Consider the following 20,785-nt stretch of genomic DNA (forward strand, 5'->3'; position numbering starts at 1 on the left):
GGCCGCGGCCCATCCGCGGCGTCACCGCCGATGCTCGGCGCGTCCGAGGAGAAGCAGCACCACCCACGGGTGGAACGGAGGATGGTCTTTCCGTCCACCCGCCGCCGTAGCCGGTCGGCGGGTGGACGATCTTTCCTGAACCGGTTCAGGCCGCCTCGTCGGCCTGCCAGTAGGTCTTGGCCGACGAGTGCCGGCCGGGGTGTCCGTCGAACAGTGCGCAATCGGTGTCGGCGCGGCTCTGCGCGGTGGGTGTCTGGCGGGCCGGGCACCAGGTGTACGGGTTGATCTCGGAGGCGCTCAGTGTCCACTGCAGCCACCACATCGTGGCATCCACCTGCTGGCCGAGCGCGGCGTGCGAGCCTTCGTGGCCCTGTTCGAGTTCGCAGCCCAGCTCGGACTGCAGGCTCGGTGCCGCGGTCGGGAGGCCGTCGAAAAAGGCCAGCTGTGCCGCGTCGAGCGTGATACGGGCGGGGCAGGTCGTCAGTTCTTCGGCATCAATCGACATGCGTCCATGCATTCCCCCATTGTGGCCACCACACACGTACGACCTGAACCGGTTTTGTTCGAGGTTTTCGGCCGTTGACGACTGACCGTCAGGTCAGCTCGCCGGCCAGCAGGTCCATCAGCAGGCCGTCGTGCCAGGTGCCGTCCGGGCCGCGCTCGTAGCGGCGCATGATCCCCACCGGACGGAAGCCGGCCTTCGCGTAGCACCGGATCGCGGCGTGATTGTCGGCGGCCGGGTCGATCACCAGGCGATGGTGGCCGAGGTCGTCGATCAGATGCCGGGCCACGGTGCGCACGGTGTCGGTGCCGAGCCCCCGGCCGTGCACCGCCGGGTCGAGGTAGATGTCGATGCCGGCGTGCCGGTAGTCGGGGTCGTCCTCCTCGCTCCACTGAACGGCGCCGACGACCCGCTCCTGGTAGAGGATGACCAGCACCTGCGTGCCGGGATCGGCGAGGTCGGCGGCCACGGTGCCGGCCAGGTCGTCGTCCCCGCCCCACCGCTGGTGGACCGAGGGTGTCGCCCGGATCGCGGCGAGCGCCGGAACGTCGGCCGGAACCGCCGCTCGCAGGCGCACCAGTGTCCCGGACAGGATGCCTGGTTCCATTCCCGAAACGTACGCCCGAGGTCGCTCAGAAGGACAGCCGGGCCGCCGTGCGGACCAGGCCGGCGACGGCGTGCGACCGGCTGTGCGCCGGCCAGGCCAGCACGGTGGTGACGTGCGGTGCGTCGGTCACCGGCACGGCGACGTGCGCGCTCCACAGCCAGGACCGGGACGAGGCGCAGATGACCGCCACCGTGTGGCCGAGAGCGATCAGCTGGGCGAGCTGCGACAGATCGTGGATCTCCGGGCCGGGGCCGGGCTGGTAGCTGCCGTCCTGGCCCGGCCAGCGGGCGACCGGCAGATCGGGGACGGCGCCGAGGTCGGCCATGGTCAGCGACGTCCGGGCGGCGAGCGGATGCCCGGCCGGCAGCACGGCGACCTGCTGCTCGGTGAGCAGGTCCTCGGTGTCGAAGCCGGCCAGGGCGTCGAACGGCCGCTGCATCAGCGCCACGTCGGCGCGCCCGTCGCGCAGCATCCGGGCCTGGTCGCCCATCCCGCACAGCAGCACCTCGATCTCGGCCGCGTCCGGTTCGGCGGCGTGCGCGTCGAGGAGCTTCCGCAGCAGTTCGTGGTTGGCGCCCGCCTTGGTGGCGAGGACCAGCCGGTTCGTGCCGGCGGCCGCGCGGCGGGTGCGGCGGGCGGCCGCGGCGGCGCCGTCGAGGATGGCGCGCGCCTCGTCGAGCAGCACCTGACCCGCGCCGGTGAGGGCGACGCCGCGGCGGTCGCGGTCCAGCAGGGTGACGCCGAGCCGCCGCTCCAGCTGCTGGATCGCCCGGGACAGCGGCGGCTGGGCGATGCCGAGGCGCTCGGCGGCCCGGCTGAAGTGCAACTCCTCGGCGACGGCGACGAAATACCTGAGCTCGCGGGTCTCCAGCGTGTCCACGGTCCGACGATAACGCGGTGATACCGGCCGGGTATGACAGCGAACCGGAACGGTGTAAGGACACCGCCGCCCGGCGAGTCAGCATCGGCGTCATGAGCGACACGAAGACCGCGCTGGTGACCGGCGCGAACAAGGGACTGGGGTACGAGATCGCGGCCGGCCTGGGCGCACGGGGCTACCGGGTGGCGGTGGGTGCCCGCGACCGGGCCCGCGGCGAGGCGGCCGTGAAGACGCTGCGGGCGGCCGGGGTGGACGCGTTCGCGGTCCCGCTGGACGTCACCGACGACCGCAGCGTCACCGCGGCCGCGTCACTGCTGGACCGCCTGGACGTCCTGGTCAACAACGCCGGCATCGCGGGACCGACCGGACCGGGGTGGGTGCAGGACCCGACCACGCTCGACCTCGACGTGGTCCGCGAGGTCGTGGACACCAACGTGTACGGCGTGATCCGGGTGACCAACGCGATGCTCCCGCTGCTGCGGCACGCCCCGTCGCCGCGGATCGTCAACATCTCCACCAGCATGGCCTCGCTCACCTGGCAGGCCGGCCCGATCATGGCGGCCTACGCCCCGACGAAGTCCTACCTCAACGCCATCACCGTGCAGTACGCCCGGCAGTTGGCCGGCACCGGAATCCTGGTCAACGCCGCCTGCCCCGGCCTGGTGGCGACCGACTTCACCGGCGGCCAGGGCCGCCCGGTCCAGGAGGCGGCGGCCACCGCGATCCGCCTGGCCACCCTCCCCGACGGCAGCCCGACCGGCCAGTTCGTCAACGACGACGGCGTCATCCCCTGGTGACCAGGCCCTAATCCGAGCGGCCCAGGGCGATGGCGGCGGCGTGGGCTCGGTCGCGGGCGCCGAGCTTTGCGAAGATCGAGTTGATGTAGCTCTTCACCGTGGCCACGCTCAGGAACAGGTCGGCGGCGATCCGGGCGTTGTTGTGGCCCACGGTGATCGCCTCCAGCACGTCGGCCTCGCGGGCGGTCAGGGCCGGGAACCGCTCGCGCAGGCCGGGCTGGGGCGCCGGCGCGGTGGTGAAGCCCAGCACCAGGCGGTCGGCGATCTCCTTGGCGAAGGTGGCCTGGCCGGAGGCGACCGAGCGGACCGCGGCGGCCAGCTCGGCCCGGCCGGCGTCCTTGGTCAGGTAACCGCGGGCGCCGGCCCGCAGCGCGCCGGCCAGCGATTCGTCGTCGGCGTAGGTGGTCAGCACCAGCACCGCCGTCCCCGGGGTCTCGGCCATGATCCGGGCGGTCGCGCCGGCGCCGTCCAGGTTCGGCATGCGCAGGTCCATCAGCACCACGTCAGGACGCAGCTCGGCGGTCAGCCGCACCGCCTCCACGCCGTCGGCCGCGGCCCCGACCACCTCGACGCCCTCGGTCAGGTCGAGCAAGGTGACCAGGCCGTCCCGCACGGTCGCCTGGTCGTCGGCGACGAGCACACGGATCATGACGACATCTTCCCGGGCAGCCGAAGAACAACGTCAAAGGCCGCCCCTTCCCGTACGTCCATGGAGCCGCCCGCCTCGCTGACCCGCTCCCGCATCCCCGCCAGACCGTGCCCACCGCCCGGCGAGATCCGCTCCTGTTCCCGGGCGCCGCCGGGGGTCGAGGCGGTGATCGTCAAGATGTCGTCGTCCCAGTCCAGGTCGAGCGTGGTGGGGGCGCCGGGGGCGTGCCGGCGGGCGTTGGTGAGCAGTTCCTGCACGGCGCGGCGGGCGGCCGTGCGGCCGGCGGCGGTCAGTGTGCCCCGGTCGGCGTTGCCGCGGACCGCGACCTGGCCGCCCAGCGTGCGGTGGGTGGTGGCCAGGGCGGCGACGATCGTGGAGAGCGGTTCGTCCGGTTCGCGCAGGGCGGTCACCGCCCGGCGGGCCTCGTCCAGGCCGGAGACCGCCAGCTTGCGGGCCGCCTGGACCCGGTCGCGGGCCTCGCCGGTGCGGTTCGACTCGAGCAGGGCGTCGACCGCCTCCAGCTGGATGACCAGGCCGCCCAGCGAGTGGGCGAGCACGTCGTGCAGGTCGCGGGCGATGCGGGAGCGCTCGGTCAGGGCGGCCACCTCGGCGCGTTCCTGTTCCACCGCCAGCCGTTCCTCCAGCAGGGCCAGGGACTGTGCCTCGGAGATGCGGTACTGCCGGCGGCTCAGGCCGCCGATCCCGGTCACGGCCACCAAGGAGAGGACACCGGTCAGGCTGCCGCGGTGCGGGGTGGAGATCAACGCGTCCGCCGCGATCAGGATCAGCGATCCGGCCGCGGCGACCCCGACCAGGCGCAGCGGGAACGCGGGGGTGCCGGCCAGCACGATCAGGGCCACGGCGGCGGGCACGAAGCCGACCACGTCGGTGGTGATCGCGGCCAGCGATCCGCCGGCGACCATACCGAGGTAGAGGGCGGCGCGCAGGCGGCCCCGGCGCTCCGGCACGAAGATCACCACCAGCCAGGCGGCCCAGGCCGCCCAGGCCGCGATCGCCACCGCGACGGGGGCGCCGTCCAGCGACCGCTGGGCCAGATCGACCGCCACCAAGACGATGCCGATCAGGTTCAGGACCGCGGCCCACGGACGCTGGATGGGGGTGAGGAGCACGTGTCTAGTTTCCGGCCATCGCGAAATCGCGGCGGGGCTGGCGCGCCGAGACGACCAGCGCGCTGGTGGCCCGGTTGAGCGCGAGGACCAGCAGGATGCTGCCGGTGGAGACGGCGAGGTCGGAGCCCATCCGGTGGCCGGCCACGTCGAGCACCACGCGGACCGCGATCAGGCCGATCCAGATGGCGATGCCGAGGGCGCCGGTGCGGGTCTCCACGACCCGCGGGTCGGCCGGGGACCGGCGGAACCGGGCGATCCGGCCCATCAGGGCGCCGGAGATCACCGCCAGCACCGCGGACAGGCCGAGGATGACCACGTCGACCGGGTGGATCGTGGCCGCCTCCTTCGAGAGCGACACCACGCCGACGACGCCGAGGATGAGCGGCAACTTGAACATCCGGGCCGGGTCGACGGGCCGCCAGGTGAGCTGCTTGGAGCAGATGTAGACGATCAGTGCGAGGCCGAGGAGCAGGTTGATCGAGGTCATGCCTACAGAGTCGGTTCCGCGGAGAAAAGATGGCACCAACCACGGGTGGTAATCAGACCAGGCTGCGTGCCACCTGCAGGTCGGTGATCAGCACGTTGACCCAGCCGCCGCGCAGGGCGGCCCGGATCGCGACGGTCTTGCGGGTGCCGCCGGCCACCGCGACGCGGCGGGGGACGGCCCGCAGGGTGTCGGGGGCGATGCCCAGCACCCGGGCGTCGAAGGCCGACTCGACGTGCGCGCCGGTCTCGTCGAAGAAGCGCATGCACACGTCGCCGACCGCGCCGCCGCCGCGCAGGGCGGGCAGCTCGCTCTCGGCGAACGCGTTGCCGCTCTCCCGCAGCAGCGGCGACGGCTCGATGCTGCCCACCCCGACCAGGGCCATCGTCAGACCCTGGTAGGCCTGCAGGACCGGCTCGATGTTGGGGTCGGAGACGAACATCTGCCGCATGTCGCCGGAGGCGAGCAACCCGGGCGCGGGCAGGTAGACGGCCTGGGCGCCGGTCAGCGCGGCCAGCCGGCCGACGATCCGGGTCGCCTGGGTCTGCGCGGTCACGTTGCCGACGCCGCCGAGCATCTGCACGACCTGGTCGGCGACCGGGGTGGGCCGCGGGTGCATGGCCTCGACGGTGGCCAGGATGGTGGAGCTCCACGAGGAGACGCCGATCCGCTCGTCGCCCATCAGCGTGGTCTCCAGGTAGACCGCGGCGGCGGCACCGAGCGCCCGCATGATGTGGGCCTCGTCGGCCTGGTCGTCGGTGTCGGCGACGATCACCTCGGTCAGGCCGTACGCCTGCTCGATCTGCTCCTCCAGCTCGGCGTAGACGCCGCGCGGGGCGATCACCGTGGTTCGCACGATGCCGAGGTCGACGGCCCGCTTGAGCAGCCGGGACACCCGCGGCTGGGAGATGTGCAGCTGCGCGGCGATCTGCGGCTGGCGCATGCCGCGCTCGTGGTACATCCGGGCGACCTTGGTGAGCAGCCGGATCTGATCGGTCGCCAACTCGGGCGTATAGCTGTCCACCACTGGAAGAATATCCATTCAACCTCGGATGGAGAGGGGCGGCCCGGTCGGACCACCCCTCCCGATCGGCTATTTCACCGTGACGATGACCCGCTGGTAGTGCTTGAGCGGGGGCGTGCCGTCGTGCAGGGTCACTTTCTGGCCCTTCCGGACCCGGAGATCCAATCCTTCGCGTACGGACGACCCCGGGTGGTGGTTGGCGTCGCGGTAACGCGGCGTGACACCCCAGTGGGCACGGGCCGCGAAGTCGTTCTGCAGGTCGGCCACCCCAGCGGGTCTGCGGGTAGGCCCGATCGGCGGCGCCGGTGGCCGGGTTGACGTCGGAGGTGTCCAGCCAGCCGTAGGACACCGGGGTGAATCGCCCACCCCACCCGCCGTAGGTCGGCGACTCCGAGGACCGCAGCCCGTTGAAGTCGAGCAGGTAGAGGAACGAGGGGGAGTCGCCCTCGGAGATGAAGTCGTGCAGCCCGTACGTCAGATTCTGATCAGGACGCCAGCGGTTGTTCTCGTCGTCGCCGGGGGTCGGCTTGCCGTCCCGATAGGTGCGGTACTCCGAGAGCAGCGGACCGTGCCCGGTCAGGAAGTTCTGCTCCATGTACGGGCCCCGGAGCGCGAACTGCTGATCGGCCGGCACCTGCCGGGTCCACAGGTAGGCGAAGCTCCAGAACTGGCTCTGGTTGTCGACGATCTTCAGATCCGGCCAGTTGGGTTTTATGTACCCATCGAGGGTCGCGTCCTGGTTGAGGATGTTGTAGATGACGACCTTCTGGCTGATCTTCCGCTGGAGGGCGGGCCACCGGTGAGTGCCCTGGTACTTCTCCTGAATGGACTTCAGCGCCCGCGCGGTGGTGTTGAGGCCACCCCAGGACTGGATGTAGAGCGGCCCCGGCTTGTCGTCCAGGATCACTTTTTCGATCCAGGACGAGCCCTGGGTGACCTTCTCCATCTCGCTGACGTTGTCGACGTTTCCGATTTTGTACAGCGAGCGCAGCTTGGCCGGCGAGGGATATCCGGAGGCGTGCCGGCGCAGGTTGGGGTAAATCTTCGAGTACCGGTCGATGTACTCGTCGAGCCAGGCCGTGCCGGTCCAGCGGTAGGGCGCCACGTCGGCGCCGTTCCCGGGAGCTGGAGTAGACGATGCCCGCGATGTCGAACTCGTTGGCGTAATACAGGAACCGGATGAACGAGTCCATGTCGTCCACCTCGCCGTCCTGCGACACGATGATGCGAGGTTGTCGGGCTTCCGGAAAGACGATGCCTGAGCGGAGTGACTGCGGCCAGCGGTAGCGCGAGAGCGAGAGCCGCGGCGATCAAGATTCGTCTGGCTGGCATACGCACGTCCCTTCGATGCATAGAAATTCAGCCCTGCATCGGTACCGGGTGCGAACGGTAATCATCTCGTCATCTGAGAGTCAAGACGTCACGCCCGTTGACAACGGCGACATCCAGCGTTCACAGTAAGCGCATGGCCAGTCGCCTATGAATGGATATTCAGCATGAAGGTGATCCCCCGGGTGGCCGCGCTCCTCCTCACGGCAGTGCTGGTCACCGCCTGCTCGAAGGTGCCGGGCGTTTATGTGTACGAGAAGGACGGTCAGGCCGCGGCCGGCTCGACGGCCACCGACCCCAAGACCTACGTCGCGGACAACTGGGCCGCGAAGATCGTGCCGACCGTGCACGACAAGGCGGTCGACGTGACCACCGTGGCGGCGGCGATCGCGAAGGACCCCGAGGCGGCCGGCCAGCAGTACGGCCACCGATCCGGCACCGGCAGCCCGTTCGCGTACATGGTCAAGGGCTCGGGCGTGGTCACCGAGGTCGACAAATCCTCGCCGACCGGGCCGATGACGGTGCAGGCCGGCGGCCTGAAGCTGACCATCGCCACCGGGCCGGTGATCGCCGGCACCGCGGTCCGCGACGCGGTCGGCTTCATCTCGTTCGGCGACTTCACCAACCAGATCGATTACGCCGACGTGGCCAACCAGATCAACAGCCGGGTCAAGACCGACGTGATCGCCAAGGTCGATCTCGCCGCCGTGAAGGGCAAGAAGATCGACTTCTACGGTGCCTTCTCCAGCCTCGCGCCCGGCACGATCTTCCTGGTCCCGACCGAGCTGACGGTGGCGCCATGAGCGCCGGGAAAACCAGCGCCGTTCTCGAGGCCAGGAACATCAGCAAGAGCTACGGCGGCGTACGCGCGCTCAAGGACGTCACCTTCACCGCCCACCAGGGCAAGGTCAACGTGCTGGTCGGCGAGAACGGCGCCGGCAAGTCGACGCTCATGAAGATCCTCTCCGGCTCGGAGCAGCCGACCAGCGGCGAGATCCTGCTCGACGGCGAGCCGGTCGTCCTGGCGAGTCCCCGCGAGGCGATGAAGAGGGGCATCGGGATCATCCACCAGGAGCTGAGCCTGTTCCCGAACCTGTCGATCGCCGAGAACATGTTCGCCGGTCGCGAGCTGCGACGCGGGGGTCGGTTCGTCGACTCGGGCGCGCAGCGACGCCGTACCCGTGAGGTCTTGAAAAGGCTCGGCCAGGACCGGCTCGACCCCGGCACGCTGGTCGGCGATCTCCCGATCGGCCAGCAGCAGCTCGTCGAGATCGGCCGGGCGCTGCTCGAGGACGTCCGCGTACTGATCATGGACGAGCCCACCTCGGCGCTGTCCAACCACGAGGTCGACGTGCTGTTCGGGGTGATGGCCGACCTGCGCGCGCAGGACGTGACGGTCATCTACATCTCGCACAAGCTCGACGAGTTCCGCCGGATCGGCGACTGGGTCACGGTCTTCCGCGACGGCAGCCTGGTCGCGCACGAGTCGATGGACTCCACCGACACCGGCTGGATCGTCCGGCAGATGGTCGGCCGCGACCCCGACTCGCTCTACGTCCGCAACAGCTCACCGGTCGGCGACCTGCTGCTGGAGGCACGGGGTCTGACCGCCCCGGGTTTCCACGATGTCTCGCTCGCCGTCCGGAAGGGCGAGGTGGTCGGCATCTACGGGCTGATGGGCGCCGGTCGCACCGAGCTGATGGAGTGCCTGATGGGCATGCGCCGGGCGTCGGCCGGCGAGGTGCTGCTGCGCGGGAAACCCGAGCCGAAGGGCACCGTGCAGGCCCGGATGGCCGGCGGCCTGGCGCTGGTGCCCGAGGACCGGCAGCGCGACGGCCTGGTGCAGACCATGTCGGTCCGGGACAACATCCTGCTCGCCACCGTGGCCCGGTTCACCCGCGCCGGGCTTCTCACCGGCGGTGCCGAGCAGCGCACGGCCGACGCCAAGGTGCGCGAACTGGCCATCAAGAGCCCCGGCCTCGCCGCCACGGTGACCGCGCTGTCCGGCGGCAACCAGCAGAAGGTGGTGCTCGCCCGGGCGCTGCTCACCGAGCCGGTCGTCCTCCTGCTCGACGAGCCCACCCGAGGCATCGACGTCGGCGCCAAGGCGCAGATCGCCGCGCTGATGGCCGACCTGGCCGCGCAGGGCTTCGGCGTCCTGTTCATCTCGTCCGAGCTGGCCGAGGTGATGGCGATGGCCGACCGGGTCCTGGTGATGGCCCGGGGCCGGATCACCGCCGAGTTCACCGCGCAGACCGTCACCGAGGAGGCCCTCGTCACCGCCTCCGCTTCCGAGAGTGTCCTGGAGGGCCAGCAATGACCGACACCCACGTCGCGGCGCCGGCGAAGACCGCGGCGCCACCGCCGGACGCACCCCGGAACCAGGCCCTCGCCCGGGCCGCGCTGTTGCTGCTCCGTGGCCGTACCCTCGTGGTCCTCGTCCTTCTGATCTTGATCTTCAGCGCCATCTCGTCGGAGTACCTGACGCAGAGCAACCTGATCCTGATGACCAAGCACGTGGCCATCAACGCGATCCTGGCCATCGGCGTCACGTTCGTCATCCTCACCGGCGGTATCGATCTGTCGGTCGGCTCGATCGCGGGGCTGGCCAGCATGGTCTCCGGCGGGCTGCTGTTCAAGGGGTTGAACGTGCCGGGCGGCACGGTCTTCTTCTCGGTGGCCGTCGTGATCCTGATCGGCATCGTGGTGGGTGCGCTGGTCGGCGCGGTCAACGGCGTGCTGATCACCCGGTTCAAGGTGGCGCCGTTCATCGCCACGCTCGGCATGCTGTACGTCGCTCGCGGCCTGGCCCAGCTGCACAGCAACGGCGGCACCTACCCCGATCTGGCCGGTTCCGCCGCGCGGGGGAACGAAGGCTTCCACTTCATCGGGGTGGACAGCCTGCTCGGCATCCCGGTCGCCGTCTGGATCATGGTGCTGGTCGCGGTCGCCGCCATCGTGGTCACCACCCGGACGCCCTTCGGGCGCCGGATCTTCGCGGTGGGCGGCAACGAACGCGCCGCGGTCCTCTCCGGCATCCGGGTCAACCGCATCAAGATCGCCGTGTACGTGATCTCGGGCGCCTGCGCCGCGCTCGCCGGTCTCCTGCTCACGTCGGAGTTGGGTGCCGCTTACCCGGACACCGCCACCACCTACGAGCTCAACGCGATCGCCGCCGCGGTCCTCGGCGGCACCGCCCTAGCCGGCGGCCGCGGCACCATCATCGGCACCGTCATGGGTGCCTTCGTCATCGGCTTCCTCAGCGACGGCCTGGTCCTGGTGGGGGTCTCCACCTTCTGGCAGTCGGTGGTCAAGGGCGCCGTCATCGTCTTCGCGGTCATCACCGAGCAGGCGCAGCAGCGCCTGCAGTCGGGTCTCACCAAAAGAACGGCCTGAAGGGATTCCCCCATGTTCAAAAAACTGCTGATTGTCGCTACCGCCGCCTCACTTCTCACTCTGACCGCCTGTGGCGGCGGCGACGACTCCTCGGATAATTCGGGCACCGCCGCCACTCCGGCCGCCTCGAAGCTGATCGTGATCATCACCCCGTCCCCGGACAACGTCTTCTTCAAGGCCGAGCAGGATGCCGCGTCCGCCCAGGCCAAGAAGCTCGGCTACGAGACCCTGGTGCTCAGCCACGACGACGACCCGACCAAGCAGAGCCAGGAGGTCGACACCGCCATCTCCCGAAAGGCCGCCGCGATCATCCTGGACAACGCGGGCGCGGACGCCTCGGTCACCGCGATCCAGCGGGCCAAGGACGCCGGCATCCCAACCTTCCTGGTCGACCGGGAGATCAACAAGACCGGTGTCGCGGTCGCCCAGATCGTCTCCAACAACGCCCAGGGCGCCGGCCTCGGCGGCCAAGAGTTCGCCAAGCTGATGGGCAACAAGGGCGAGTACGCCGAGCTGACCGGCAAGCCCACCGACACCAACGCCGGCGTCCGCTCGCAGGGCTACCACGGCGTACTCGATCAGTTCCCGGACCTGAAGATGGTCGCCCAGCAGAGCGCCAACTGGGATCAGGCCGAGGCGCTCAGCAAGACCCAGACGATCCTGCAGGCCCACCCGAACATCAAGGGCATCATCGCCGGCAACGACACCATGGCGCTCGGCGCCTGGGCCGCCGTGCAGGCCGCCAAGAAGGACATCGTCGTCGTCGGCTTCGACGGCAGCCCCGACGTGGTCGCGTCGATCCTCAAGGACGGCATCAAGGCCACCGTGCTCCAGCCGGCCAGCAAGATCTCGGAGATGGCCGTCGACCAGGCCGACGCGTACATCAAGGCCGGCGGCAAGACCGACCAGCCGGAGAAGCAGTCCGTCGACTGCGTGCTGGTGAACCCGGACAACGCGAAGTCGGTCACGGACTTCGCCGTCGCCTCCTGACCCCGCATCACGAAGCACCGAGGAGAGAACCCCATGCTGGTCGCCGACCCCCGTACCGCCGCTGCCTGGCGCCTGCTCCGGCAGGAGATCGCCGAGGCCGCGCCGGAGCGACGCCGCGAGCTGTTGCGGCAGCGGGCCAACCAGTCCCGCGCAGCCGACCTGCACATGATCGGCCGGGCCGGCCTGGGTCACGTGGGCGGTGACATGTCGGTCCTCGACATCCTCACCACGCTGTTCTTCGGGGTGCTCCGGGTCGACCCGGAGCACCCGGAGTGGGCCGACCGGGACCGGTTCGTGCTCAGCAAGGGCCACACCGCCGGCGCGCTCTACAGCACCCTCGCGGCGGCCGGCTTCTTCCCGCAGGAGGAGCTGGCGACGTTCGCCGCGCCGCTGTCCGCGCTCAACGGGCACCCCAACCGGGTCAAGGTGCCGGGTGTGGAGACCAACACCGGGCCGCTCGGCCACGGCCTGCCGGTCTCAGTCGGCATGGCGGTGGCCGGCCGGCTGGCCGGCTCCGAGCGGCACGTCTTCGTGGTGCTCGGCGACGGCGAGTTGCAGGAGGGCAGCAACTGGGAGGCGGCGATGACGGCCGGGCACCGCCGCCTGGCCAACCTCACCGCGATCGTCGACCGCAACCGCCTCCAGCAGGGTGCCCGCACCGAGGAGACCAGCGCGCTCGACCCGCTCGACGACAAGTTCCGGGCCTTCGGATGGGACGTGCACGTGGTCGACGGACATGATCATCTAGAGCTGCTGAATGTCTTCACCGCACCGCGAGGCGAGCGTCCGACCTGCGTCATCGCCAACACGATCAAGGGAAGGGGCGTCTCCTTCATGGAGGACCGCGTCGAGTGGCACCACAAGGTGCCCAGCTCCGAGCAGATCTCGCTGGCGACGGTGGAGCTGGCCCGGTGAGCGCTCCGGTGCAGGAAACTTTCGACTGCCGGGTCGCCTTTGCCGACGAGCTGATCGCGCTGGCCCGGCTGGACGAGCGGATCGTGGCGGTCTGCAACGACTCGGTCGGCTCCAGCAACCTCGTCGGGTTCGCCACCGAGTTCCCCGACCGGCTGATCAACGTGGGCATCGCCGAGCAGGACATGGTCGGCGTCGGCGCCGGTCTCGCACTCAGCGGCTACATCCCGTTCGTCTGCGGCGCCTCGCCGTTCCTGACCGGCCGGGCCCTCGAACAGATCAAGGCGGACGTCGCGTACAGCCAGTCGCCGGTCGTCCTGTGCGGGATGAGCCCCGGCATGGCCTACGGCGAACTCGGCCCCACCCACCACTCGATCGAGGACCTGTCCTGGCTGCGGGCGATCGCCGGACTCGGCATCGTGGTGCCGGCCGACCCGAGCGAGACCCGCGCCGCCGTGCGCTGGGCCGCGGCCGCCGCCACCCCGGTCTTCCTGCGGGTGGGCCGCTTCAAGGTGCCCGCCGTGACCGGGGACCTACCGTTCACCTTCGGCACCGCGAGCACGCTCCGGGACGGCACCGACGTCACCGTGGTGGCCACCGGCACGATGGTCTCGCGCGCGCTGCAGGCCGCCGAGGAGGCCGCCGGCCAGGGCGTTTCCATCCGGGTGCTGAACATGTCGACGATCGCCCCGCTCGACGAGGAGGCGATCCGGGCCGCCGTCCGGGAGACCCGGGGCATCGTGACCGCCGAGGAGGCCACCACGACCGGCGGGCTCGGCGCGGCGGTCGCCTCGGTGGTCGTCTCCTCGCCGGCACCGGTGCGGATGCGGATGCTCGGCGTGCACCGCGAGTTCGCCCCGACCGGCAACACCGAGTTCCTCCTCGAGCACTTCGGCCTGACCGCCGCCGACATCCGGGCGGCCGCCGTGGAGCTCGCCCATGGCTGACGGCCTCGTCCTCGCGATCGACCAGGGCACCAGTGCCACCAAGTGCCTGCTGGTCGACGCGGCCGGCGCGGTCGTGCGCCAGGCGAGCGCGCCGGTGCCGATCCGCTACCCGCAACCCGGGTGGGTCGAGCAGGACGCCGTCGAGATCCTGGACAGCGTCCTGGCCGCCGCCGCGAGGTGCCTCGACGGGGTGCCGCGCGGCGCGGTGCGGGCGGTCGGGCTCAGCACCCAGCGCGAATCGGCGGTGGTCTGGGACCGGCGCACCGGCCTTCCGGCCGGGCCGGTGCTGGGCTGGCAGGACCAGCGCGCGCTGGGCGTCTGCGACGGGCTGCGGAAGGACGCCGATCGGGTACGGGCGATCAGCGGTCTCCCGCTCGACCCGATGTTCAGCGCCGCGAAGTGGCGATGGTTGCTCGACCGCACCCCGTCGGCCGCGGTCGGCACGGTCGACTCCTGGCTGCTGTTCGCGCTGACCGGCAACCACCGGATCGAGGTCGGCAACGCCTCTCGCACGCAGCTGCTCGACGTGCGGGCCGGCCGGTGGAGCTCGGAGCTGCTCGACCTGTTCGGCATCCCGGCCGCCGTCCTCCCGGCGATCATCCCGTCGTCCGGCGAGCTCGGCACGATCGGTGAGCGCGGGGGAGTGCTGGCCGGCCTGCCGATCACCGCGGTGCTCGGCGACTCGCACGCGGCCCTCTACGCGCACGGCGCCGGCGAGGGCGACGTCAAGGCGACCTACGGCACCGGCTCGTCGATCATGCGGCTCGGGGAGGTCGCCGGCGACGCCGTCTGCCTCACCGTGGCCTGGAACGACCAGTTGGCCGCCGAGGGCAACATCCGCTCGTCCGGCGCGACCGTCGCCTGGCTGGCCGGCTTCCTCGGCGTCACCGCCGCGCGGATCGCCGACATGGCCTTGTCGGCGGCGAGCGACGGCGTTCATCTGGTGCCGGCCTTCGGCGGGCTCGCCGCACCCTGGTGGGACGACACCGCGATCGGCCTGATCAGCGGCCTCACTCTCGGCACCCGCCCGGAACAGCTGGCCCGCGCCGCCGTCGAGTCGATCGCCCACCAGGTGGCCGACGTCGTCGACGTCATGGGCGGCGCCGGCCGGCTGCTCGCCGACGGCGGTGCGAGCGAGAACGACCAGCTCATGCAGATCCAGGCCGATCTCACCGGCCGGCCGGTGCGCCGGGCGCGCACCGCCGGCCTCTCCGCGCTCGGCGCGGCCTTCCTGGCCGGTGGCATCGCCCGGCCGCTCGACTACGACGACTTCGAACCCCGTCCCAGCGACCCGGCCGTCCGCCACGCCTGGCGCGACGCGGTGGCCCGGGCCCGCACCCCCGCAGCAAGGAGCTGACATGACCGACTACCCCCGCTTCGGAGCCGGACTCTGGCACTTCGCCACCTATGTCGACCGGTACGCGACCGACGGCTACGGCCCGGCCCGCACCACCCTCGAGGCGATCGAGCTGGCCGGGCAGGTCGAGGACCTGTCGGTGGTCGACCTCAACTACCCGTTCACCCCCGGCGTCGGCCTGGACGAGGTCAAGGACGCGCTCGCCGCGCAGAACCTCACCGCCATCGGCATCACGCCCGAGATCTACCTGCGCAGGTTCAGCCGCGGCGCGTTCACCAACCCCGATCCGGGCGTACGCAAGGTGGCTCTTGATCTCATGCACGAAGCCGCCGGGATCGTCCGCGAGCTCGGCGCCGACTACGTGAAGATCTGGCCCGGCCAGGACGGCTGGGACTACCCGTTCCAGGTCGACCACCGCACGCTGTGGAAACTGGCCGTGGACGGCATGCGCGAGCTGGCCGGCGCCCACCCCGACCTGAAGTTCGCCATCGAGTACAAGCCGCGCGAACCCCGGGTGAAGATGACCTGGGACTCGGCCGCCCGCTCGCTGCTCGGCATCCAGGAGATCGGCCTGGACAACGTGGGCATCCTGCTGGACTTCGGGCACAGCCTCTACGGCGGCGAGTCGCCCGCCGACGCCGCCCAGCTGATCATCGACCACGGCCGCCTCTACGGCATGGACGTCAACGACAACCTGCGCGGCTGGGACGACGATCTGGTCGTCGGCACCGTGCACCTCACCGAGATCTTCGAGTTCTTCCACACCCTGCGCAAGAACAACTGGGACGGCGTGTGGCAGCTCGACCAGTTCCCGTTCCGCGAGGACTCGGTCGACGCCGCCCGTACCTCGATCGGGATCCTGAAGCGGATCTACCGCGCCCTCGACCGTCTCGACACGGCCGCCCTGGCCGAGGCGCAGGAGCGGCAGGACGCGATGGCCGCCCAGCGTCTCGTCCAGGCCGCGCTGTTCGGCGAGGTGGTCGAATGAGACTCTTCGTGGCCGGGGTCGCCGTGCTCGGCACCCTCCTCGCCGCCGCCCCGGCATCGGCGTCGGCGCACTCCGCCGCGCCGGTCAAGCCGCGCACCGTCGTCACCACCGACATGGAGCAGGACGATCTCGCCTCGCTGATCCGTTACCTGCTCTACACCAACGACGTCGAGACCCAGGGCATCGTCTACACCAGCAGCAAGTTCCACTGGGCCGGGGACGGTAAGGGCACCGAATTCTTCCTGCCCGATCGTGAATACACCACGCCGCAGACCTCCTGGCGGTGGACCGGGACCCGAACCATTCAAGATCAAGTGCTTCCGGCGTACGCCAAGGTCTATCCGAATTTGAAACGGCATGATCCGGCCTATCCGAGTCCGGCGAAGTTGCTGTCCACCGTGCGGGTCGGCAACATCGTCTTCGAGGGCGAGATGGCGGCCGACACCCCCGGCTCGAACCTCATCCGTGACCTGCTGCTCGACCACGATTCGCGGCCGCTCTACCTGCAGGCCTGGGGCGGCACCTCGACGATCGCCCGCGCGCTGAAATCCATCGAGGACCGCTATTCCGGCACCCGGCAGTGGTCCCGCGTCCAGCGGGCGGTCTCCGCCAAGGCGGTCATTCTGGCCAGCGGTTTCCAGGATCAGGCGTACGCCGACTACATCGCCGTGAAATGGCCCGCGATCCGGGTCGAGGAACTGTCGGCGGGATATGCCACCTGGGGCTACAACTGCAATTTCAGCGGAGCCGGCAACACCCGCGGCCCCTATTTCAGCGGCGACTGGATCAAGAACAACATCCAGATCGGACCGTACGGGTCGTTGTACCGCTCGTGGCTGGACGGGCAGGCGATGCCGGGTGACCCGCTCGACATCTTCGGCGACCCGGTCCTCGCGCCGGGTGGCTGGTGCCCACCGCTCGGTAAGTACGACTTCCTCTCCGAGGGTGACAACGTGGCGTTCAACCCGCTGCTGAACACCGGCATCCAGGCTCCGGACAACCCGGCGCTGGGCGGCTGGGGCGGCCAGGCCACCCAGGTCAGCACCTCCCCGAACCTGTGGAAGCTGGGCACCGCCGACTCGACCACCCGGTGGGCGGCGGCCGCCCAGAACGACTTCGCGGCCCGGATCCGGTGGACTCTGACCCCACGGGCGGAGGCCGGCGATCAACCGCCGTCGGTCCGGATCGTCGGCGCCGGATCGCTGCGGGCCCGCCCCGGCTCGACCGTGCGGCTGTCCGCGCGGACCTCCCGCGGCGTGACCACGAGCTGGTGGCAGTACCGCGAGGAGGGCACCTATCCCGGCGTCGTACCGGTCACCTCGCGCGGCACGGTCAGTGTGCCGGCCGACGCGAAACCCGGCCAGACCATCTCGATCATCCTGGCCGGGACCACCGGTGGGCGATTCCCGCTCACCCGCTACGACCGGGTGATCATCCGAGTGTCCTGACAATCTTCCGGTTCTGTTAACGCAACCGGGCCATCGTTAACCCGGGCGTCCGTCCACCATGTGTGGGTGAAACGGATCTCCGCCGGCTGGGCGGACGCCGGGGCCCTGGCCAGCTATGTGTTGCTGGCCGCCTGGATCGTGCGGGACCTCGTGCCCGACCCGGCCCGGCGGCTGCTCTACAACCAGGACGACAACGGTTTCTTCCTGGCGATGATGGCGCACGGCGAGCGGGTGGTCTTTCACGGCGACTCGCCGCTGTTCACCACCCGGCTGAACTTCCCCGACGGCGTGAACCTGATGGCCAACACCTCCATGCTGGCCGTCAGCATCCCGCTCGCCCCGGTCACCCACCTCTACGGTCCCGGGCTCACCCTGGTGCTGCTGATCGTGCTGGGCCTGGCCGGGACCGCGGCCGCCTGGTGGTGGCTGCTGTCCCGGCACCTGGTCGACAGCCGGCCCGCCGCCTGGATCGGCGGGCTGTGGGCCGGGTTCGCCCCCGGCTTCGTGGCGCACGCCAACGGCCAGCCCAACTTCACCGCCGGATTCGTGGTGCCGTTCATCGTGTGGCAGGTGATCCGGCTGCGCGAACCGGGCCGGACGTGGCGCGGCGGCGCGCTGCTCGGCATACTCATCGCCGTCCAGGTCTTCGTCAACGAGGAGTTCCTGCTCCTGCTGGCGATCGCGCTCGCCCTGGTCGCGGTCGGCTTCGTGTTCTCCTGGCGGCAGTGCCTGCCCGGCCTGCTGGTCGCGGCCGGCGTCGCCGTGGTCCTGCTGGCCTATCCGCTCCACTTCCAGTTCTTCGGCCGGGGCCACTACAGCGGGGTGCCGTTCCGGGTCGACCAGTACGCCACCCCGCTCGGCTCGATCGCCGCCTACCCCCGGCGATCACTGGCCGGCAGCGAGGCCCTGGCCCGGCAGGTGACCGGGGGCAGCCTCACCGAGGACGCCATGTTCTGGGGGCCGGGCATCTGCCTCATGGTCATCGTGTCCGTCGCGCTGCTGTGGCGGTCGATGGCCGCCCGGGCCCTCGCCTTCGCCGGCTTCGTGCTGCTGGTCATGTCGTTCGGCTCCGAACTGCGGGCCACCCGGACGCGCACGCTCGGGCCGGCCCCGCTCGGCTGGACCGAGCACGTCCCGCTGCTGGACCTGGTGACCACACCCCGGTTCGCACTCGCCACCACCACGATCGCCGGGGTGCTACTCGCGCTGGCCGCCGACCGCGCCCGGCAGCTTCCCCGCCCGGGCCGCGGCGCCTTCTGGGCCGGGATGGCCCTGGCGCTGGTGCCGATGTTCCCGCAGCCGCTGCCCACCTCGATGACCCGCCCGGTGCCGGCGTTCTTCGCGCAGCAGATGTGGCGGCCCTACCTGAAGGAGGGCCAGAGCGTCGTCATGGTCCCGCTGCCGGCAATGATCACCGGCCGGGACAGCATGCGCATCGCGGCGGTCGGCAACCTGGCCTTCCCGACCCCGCGCGGCTACTTCCTCGGCCCGGTCGACCCACCTCGGGACAACACCGGCACCTGGTTCGGCGAGCCGCGCTACACGGTCACCCTGATCGAGCAGATCCGCACCACCGGCGTCGCACCCATTCTGGGCGCCGACGAGCACCGGGCGATCCGGGCCGACCTGAACTACTGGCGGGCCGGGATCGTCGTCCTGCTGCCCCGATGGAACAAGCGCACCCAGGTGCGCAGCGTGCTGACCGAGGTGCTCGGCCCGCCGATCCAGGTCGGCGACGTCGAGGTGTGGCCGCTGAACACCTGACGGATTCCCGTCCCCGTCTTGGCACTCCGGAAGCACACCGAGGATCTCCACGCCGTTGTAACTTCCGTCTATGTACAGCGTCGAAATCCATTGGGCGAGATCGAGTTACTGCGCGAACAATTCATGTCTGGAAGTCGCTCGCGCCGGGGACGGCATCCTCGTCCGTGATTCCAAGAACCCCGATGCCGGCCCGCTCGCGGTGACCGGCGTCGCGTGGACCAGTTTCGTCCGCGGTGTCAAAGCCGGGGAGTTCGACGGCCGGTAAACCCGCCGCCGGTGTGGCCCAGCCAACGCCCCGGGAGGGCGTGCGGGTCACGCGTCCGGCCGGCGCGGAAGATGCCGGGCATGGCGAGCGACACCACCTTCCGGCTGAGGTCGGTGGCCGTCTCGGCGTACGGTCCGTCCCTGCTCTCCGGGTTTTCCCAGGGTGTCATCGCGCCGGTGATCGTGATCAGCGCGATCGAGCGCGGCGCCACGATCGCCGCGGCCGGCCTGATCGTCGCGCTGATGGGCGTCGGCTCGATCGTGTCGAACATCCCGGCCGGCATCCTGACCACCCGCTTCGGCGAGCGCCGCGCCATGGTCGCCGCCGCCGCACTGAGCGTCGCCGCGATCGCCCTGTGCCTGTTCGACCTCGGGTTGTGGACCTTCGCCGCCGCGGTGTTCACGATGGGGACGGCCTCCGCCGTGTTCCAGCTGGCCCGGCAGTCCTATCTCACCGACGTGGTGCCACCCGGTATGCGGGCGCGGGCCATGTCCACCCTCGGCGGCGTAGCCCGGATCGGGGCTTTCCTCGGCCCGTTCGCCGGCGCCGGGGTGATCGCCCTGACCGGCCTGGACGGCGCGTACACGATGTCGCTGGTGGCCATCGCCGGCGCCGGGGCCATCGCCTACACCGTGCCCGACCTGGTTTCGCAGGCCGCCGCCTCGTCCAAGATCTCCACCTGGACCATCGCCCGCGACCACCGGCGCACGCTGCTCACCCTCGGCGTCGGGGTGCTGCTGCTGTCCGCCATCCGGCAGACCCGGCAGGTGGTGGTGCCGCTCTGGGCACACCACCTGGGCCTGGACGCCAGCACCTCGTCCATCCTGTTCGGCGTCTCCGGAGCCGTCGAGACGCTGGTCTTCTACCCGGCCGGCCTGGTGATGGACCGCTGGGGCCGCCGCGCCGTGGCCGTGCCCTGCACGCTGGTCATGGGCCTGTCATTCCTGGCCCTGCCACTCACCCACGGGGTGCTCACGCTCGGCGCGGTAGCGATGGTGATCGGCCTGGGCAACGGCATCGGCTCGGGCATCGTGAACACCCTCGGCGCGGACGCCGCCCCCACGCTGGGCCGCCCCACCTTCCTCGGCGTATGGCGGGAACTGGCCGACGGGGGCGCGGCACTCGGCCCGGTGCTGCTCTCCGCGGTAACCGGGGTGGCCGGCCTGGCCTGGGGCGTCAGCGTCTCCGGCCTGGTGGGCCTGGCCGCGGCGGCGACCCTGTTCCGCTTCGTGCCCCGCCGCCGCTGAGGGTGTTACTTGACGGAGGTGGCCGACTGTCCTGTATATTGGCGGCTCAAGCAAAGGTCCCCGCCAATT

General features: G+C 70.6%; 21 protein-coding genes and 2 pseudogenes. 13 read left to right on the forward strand and 10 right to left on the reverse strand.

Annotated features, from left to right (window positions below):
• Positions 1-145: 145 nt before the first annotated feature.
• The 3 genes from Ato02nite_RS13885 to Ato02nite_RS13895 all read right to left on the reverse strand — a co-directional run bounded on the left by Ato02nite_RS13885 (position 146) and on the right by Ato02nite_RS13895 (position 1,980).
• Positions 146-505, reverse strand: a complete 360-nt coding sequence (locus Ato02nite_RS13885; protein WP_213006886.1) for a hypothetical protein — start codon at positions 503-505, stop codon at positions 146-148.
• Between the two features lie 88 nt (positions 506-593).
• A complete protein-coding gene (locus tag Ato02nite_RS13890) occupies positions 594-1,109 on the reverse strand; it encodes a GNAT family N-acetyltransferase (RefSeq protein WP_213006887.1) in 516 nt (171 codons plus the stop codon).
• Between the two features lie 25 nt (positions 1,110-1,134).
• Positions 1,135-1,980: a LysR family transcriptional regulator gene (locus Ato02nite_RS13895; protein WP_213006948.1), complete on the reverse strand. Its 846-nt coding sequence runs from the start codon at positions 1,978-1,980 to the stop codon at positions 1,135-1,137.
• A gap of 101 nt (positions 1,981-2,081) precedes the next feature.
• Here Ato02nite_RS13895 and Ato02nite_RS13900 point away from each other — a divergent pair, with 101 nt between their 5' ends.
• On the forward strand, positions 2,082-2,786 hold the full coding sequence (locus Ato02nite_RS13900) for an SDR family oxidoreductase (protein WP_213006888.1): 705 nt from the start codon (positions 2,082-2,084) through the stop codon (positions 2,784-2,786).
• 7 nt (positions 2,787-2,793) lie between these two features.
• Here the strand turns inward: Ato02nite_RS13900 and Ato02nite_RS13905 are convergent, their stop codons facing one another.
• The 7 genes and pseudogenes from Ato02nite_RS13905 to Ato02nite_RS52975 all read right to left on the reverse strand — a co-directional run.
• Complete coding sequence (locus tag Ato02nite_RS13905; RefSeq protein WP_213006889.1) at positions 2,794-3,435, reverse strand: response regulator transcription factor; 642 nt, start codon at positions 3,433-3,435, stop codon at positions 2,794-2,796.
• Positions 3,432-4,565 carry a sensor histidine kinase gene (locus Ato02nite_RS13910; protein WP_213006890.1) on the reverse strand — a complete coding sequence of 378 codons (1,134 nt, stop codon included), beginning with the start codon at positions 4,563-4,565 and terminating at the stop codon, positions 3,432-3,434. The genes Ato02nite_RS13905 and Ato02nite_RS13910 overlap by 4 nt, the downstream gene beginning before the upstream one ends.
• Before the next feature lie 4 nt (positions 4,566-4,569).
• On the reverse strand, positions 4,570-5,052 hold the full coding sequence (locus Ato02nite_RS13915) for a hypothetical protein (protein WP_213006891.1): 483 nt from the start codon (positions 5,050-5,052) through the stop codon (positions 4,570-4,572).
• Between the two features lie 52 nt (positions 5,053-5,104).
• On the reverse strand, positions 5,105-6,091 hold the full coding sequence (locus tag Ato02nite_RS13920; RefSeq protein WP_246606873.1) for a sugar-binding transcriptional regulator: 987 nt from the start codon (positions 6,089-6,091) through the stop codon (positions 5,105-5,107).
• A gap of 51 nt (positions 6,092-6,142) precedes the next feature.
• Positions 6,143-6,340: a hypothetical protein gene (locus Ato02nite_RS13925; RefSeq protein WP_213006892.1), complete on the reverse strand. Its 198-nt coding sequence runs from the start codon at positions 6,338-6,340 to the stop codon at positions 6,143-6,145.
• Between the two features lie 100 nt (positions 6,341-6,440).
• Positions 6,441-7,178, reverse strand: a pseudogene (locus tag Ato02nite_RS52970) (DUF1593 domain-containing protein); the annotation flags it as partial.
• 13 nt (positions 7,179-7,191) lie between these two features.
• Positions 7,192-7,293, reverse strand: a pseudogene (locus tag Ato02nite_RS52975) (nucleoside hydrolase-like domain-containing protein); the annotation flags it as partial.
• A 276-nt stretch (positions 7,294-7,569) separates the two neighbouring features.
• Between Ato02nite_RS52975 and Ato02nite_RS13935 the strand changes: the two are divergent.
• The 12 genes from Ato02nite_RS13935 to Ato02nite_RS13990 all read left to right on the forward strand — a co-directional run bounded on the left by Ato02nite_RS13935 (position 7,570) and on the right by Ato02nite_RS13990 (position 20,716).
• Positions 7,570-8,205 (forward strand): DUF2291 family protein, encoded by a 636-nt coding sequence (locus Ato02nite_RS13935; RefSeq protein WP_213006893.1) that lies wholly within the window; start codon positions 7,570-7,572, stop codon positions 8,203-8,205.
• Positions 8,202-9,722 carry a sugar ABC transporter ATP-binding protein gene (locus tag Ato02nite_RS13940; protein ID WP_213006894.1) on the forward strand — a complete coding sequence of 507 codons (1,521 nt, stop codon included), beginning with the start codon at positions 8,202-8,204 and terminating at the stop codon, positions 9,720-9,722. The genes Ato02nite_RS13935 and Ato02nite_RS13940 overlap by 4 nt, the downstream gene beginning before the upstream one ends.
• On the forward strand, positions 9,719-10,798 hold the full coding sequence (locus Ato02nite_RS13945) for an ABC transporter permease (protein WP_213006895.1): 1,080 nt from the start codon (positions 9,719-9,721) through the stop codon (positions 10,796-10,798). Before Ato02nite_RS13940 ends, Ato02nite_RS13945 begins: the two co-directional genes overlap by 4 nt.
• 12 nt (positions 10,799-10,810) lie before the next feature.
• The gene (locus tag Ato02nite_RS13950) at positions 10,811-11,788 is read left to right on the forward strand and encodes a D-ribose ABC transporter substrate-binding protein (RefSeq protein WP_213006896.1); all 978 of its coding nucleotides are present in this window, start codon (positions 10,811-10,813) and stop codon (positions 11,786-11,788) included.
• Between the two features lie 33 nt (positions 11,789-11,821).
• The gene (locus tag Ato02nite_RS13955; RefSeq protein WP_213006897.1) at positions 11,822-12,703 is read left to right on the forward strand and encodes a transketolase; all 882 of its coding nucleotides are present in this window, start codon (positions 11,822-11,824) and stop codon (positions 12,701-12,703) included.
• Complete coding sequence (locus Ato02nite_RS13960; protein WP_246606874.1) at positions 12,700-13,647, forward strand: transketolase family protein; 948 nt, start codon at positions 12,700-12,702, stop codon at positions 13,645-13,647. The genes Ato02nite_RS13955 and Ato02nite_RS13960 overlap by 4 nt, the downstream gene beginning before the upstream one ends.
• On the forward strand, positions 13,640-15,004 hold the full coding sequence (locus Ato02nite_RS13965; protein ID WP_213006898.1) for an FGGY family carbohydrate kinase: 1,365 nt from the start codon (positions 13,640-13,642) through the stop codon (positions 15,002-15,004). Before Ato02nite_RS13960 ends, Ato02nite_RS13965 begins: the two co-directional genes overlap by 8 nt.
• A gap of 1 nt (position 15,005) precedes the next feature.
• The gene (locus Ato02nite_RS13970) at positions 15,006-15,992 is read left to right on the forward strand and encodes a sugar phosphate isomerase/epimerase family protein (protein WP_213006899.1); all 987 of its coding nucleotides are present in this window, start codon (positions 15,006-15,008) and stop codon (positions 15,990-15,992) included.
• Positions 15,989-17,440: a DUF1593 domain-containing protein gene (locus Ato02nite_RS13975; RefSeq protein ID WP_213006900.1), complete on the forward strand. Its 1,452-nt coding sequence runs from the start codon at positions 15,989-15,991 to the stop codon at positions 17,438-17,440. Before Ato02nite_RS13970 ends, Ato02nite_RS13975 begins: the two co-directional genes overlap by 4 nt.
• A 66-nt stretch (positions 17,441-17,506) precedes the next feature.
• Entirely contained in the window at positions 17,507-19,204 is a 1,698-nt protein-coding gene (locus Ato02nite_RS13980; protein WP_246606875.1) for a DUF6311 domain-containing protein, read from the forward strand.
• 70 nt (positions 19,205-19,274) lie between these two features.
• Positions 19,275-19,469 (forward strand): DUF397 domain-containing protein, encoded by a 195-nt coding sequence (locus Ato02nite_RS13985; RefSeq protein ID WP_213006902.1) that lies wholly within the window; start codon positions 19,275-19,277, stop codon positions 19,467-19,469.
• 80 nt (positions 19,470-19,549) lie between these two features.
• Entirely contained in the window at positions 19,550-20,716 is a 1,167-nt protein-coding gene (locus tag Ato02nite_RS13990) for an MFS transporter (protein ID WP_213006903.1), read from the forward strand.
• Positions 20,717-20,785: the final 69 nt, after the last annotated feature.

This window comes from Paractinoplanes toevensis (assembly GCF_018332695.1).
Taxonomy (GTDB): domain Bacteria; phylum Actinomycetota; class Actinomycetes; order Mycobacteriales; family Micromonosporaceae; genus Actinoplanes; species Actinoplanes toevensis.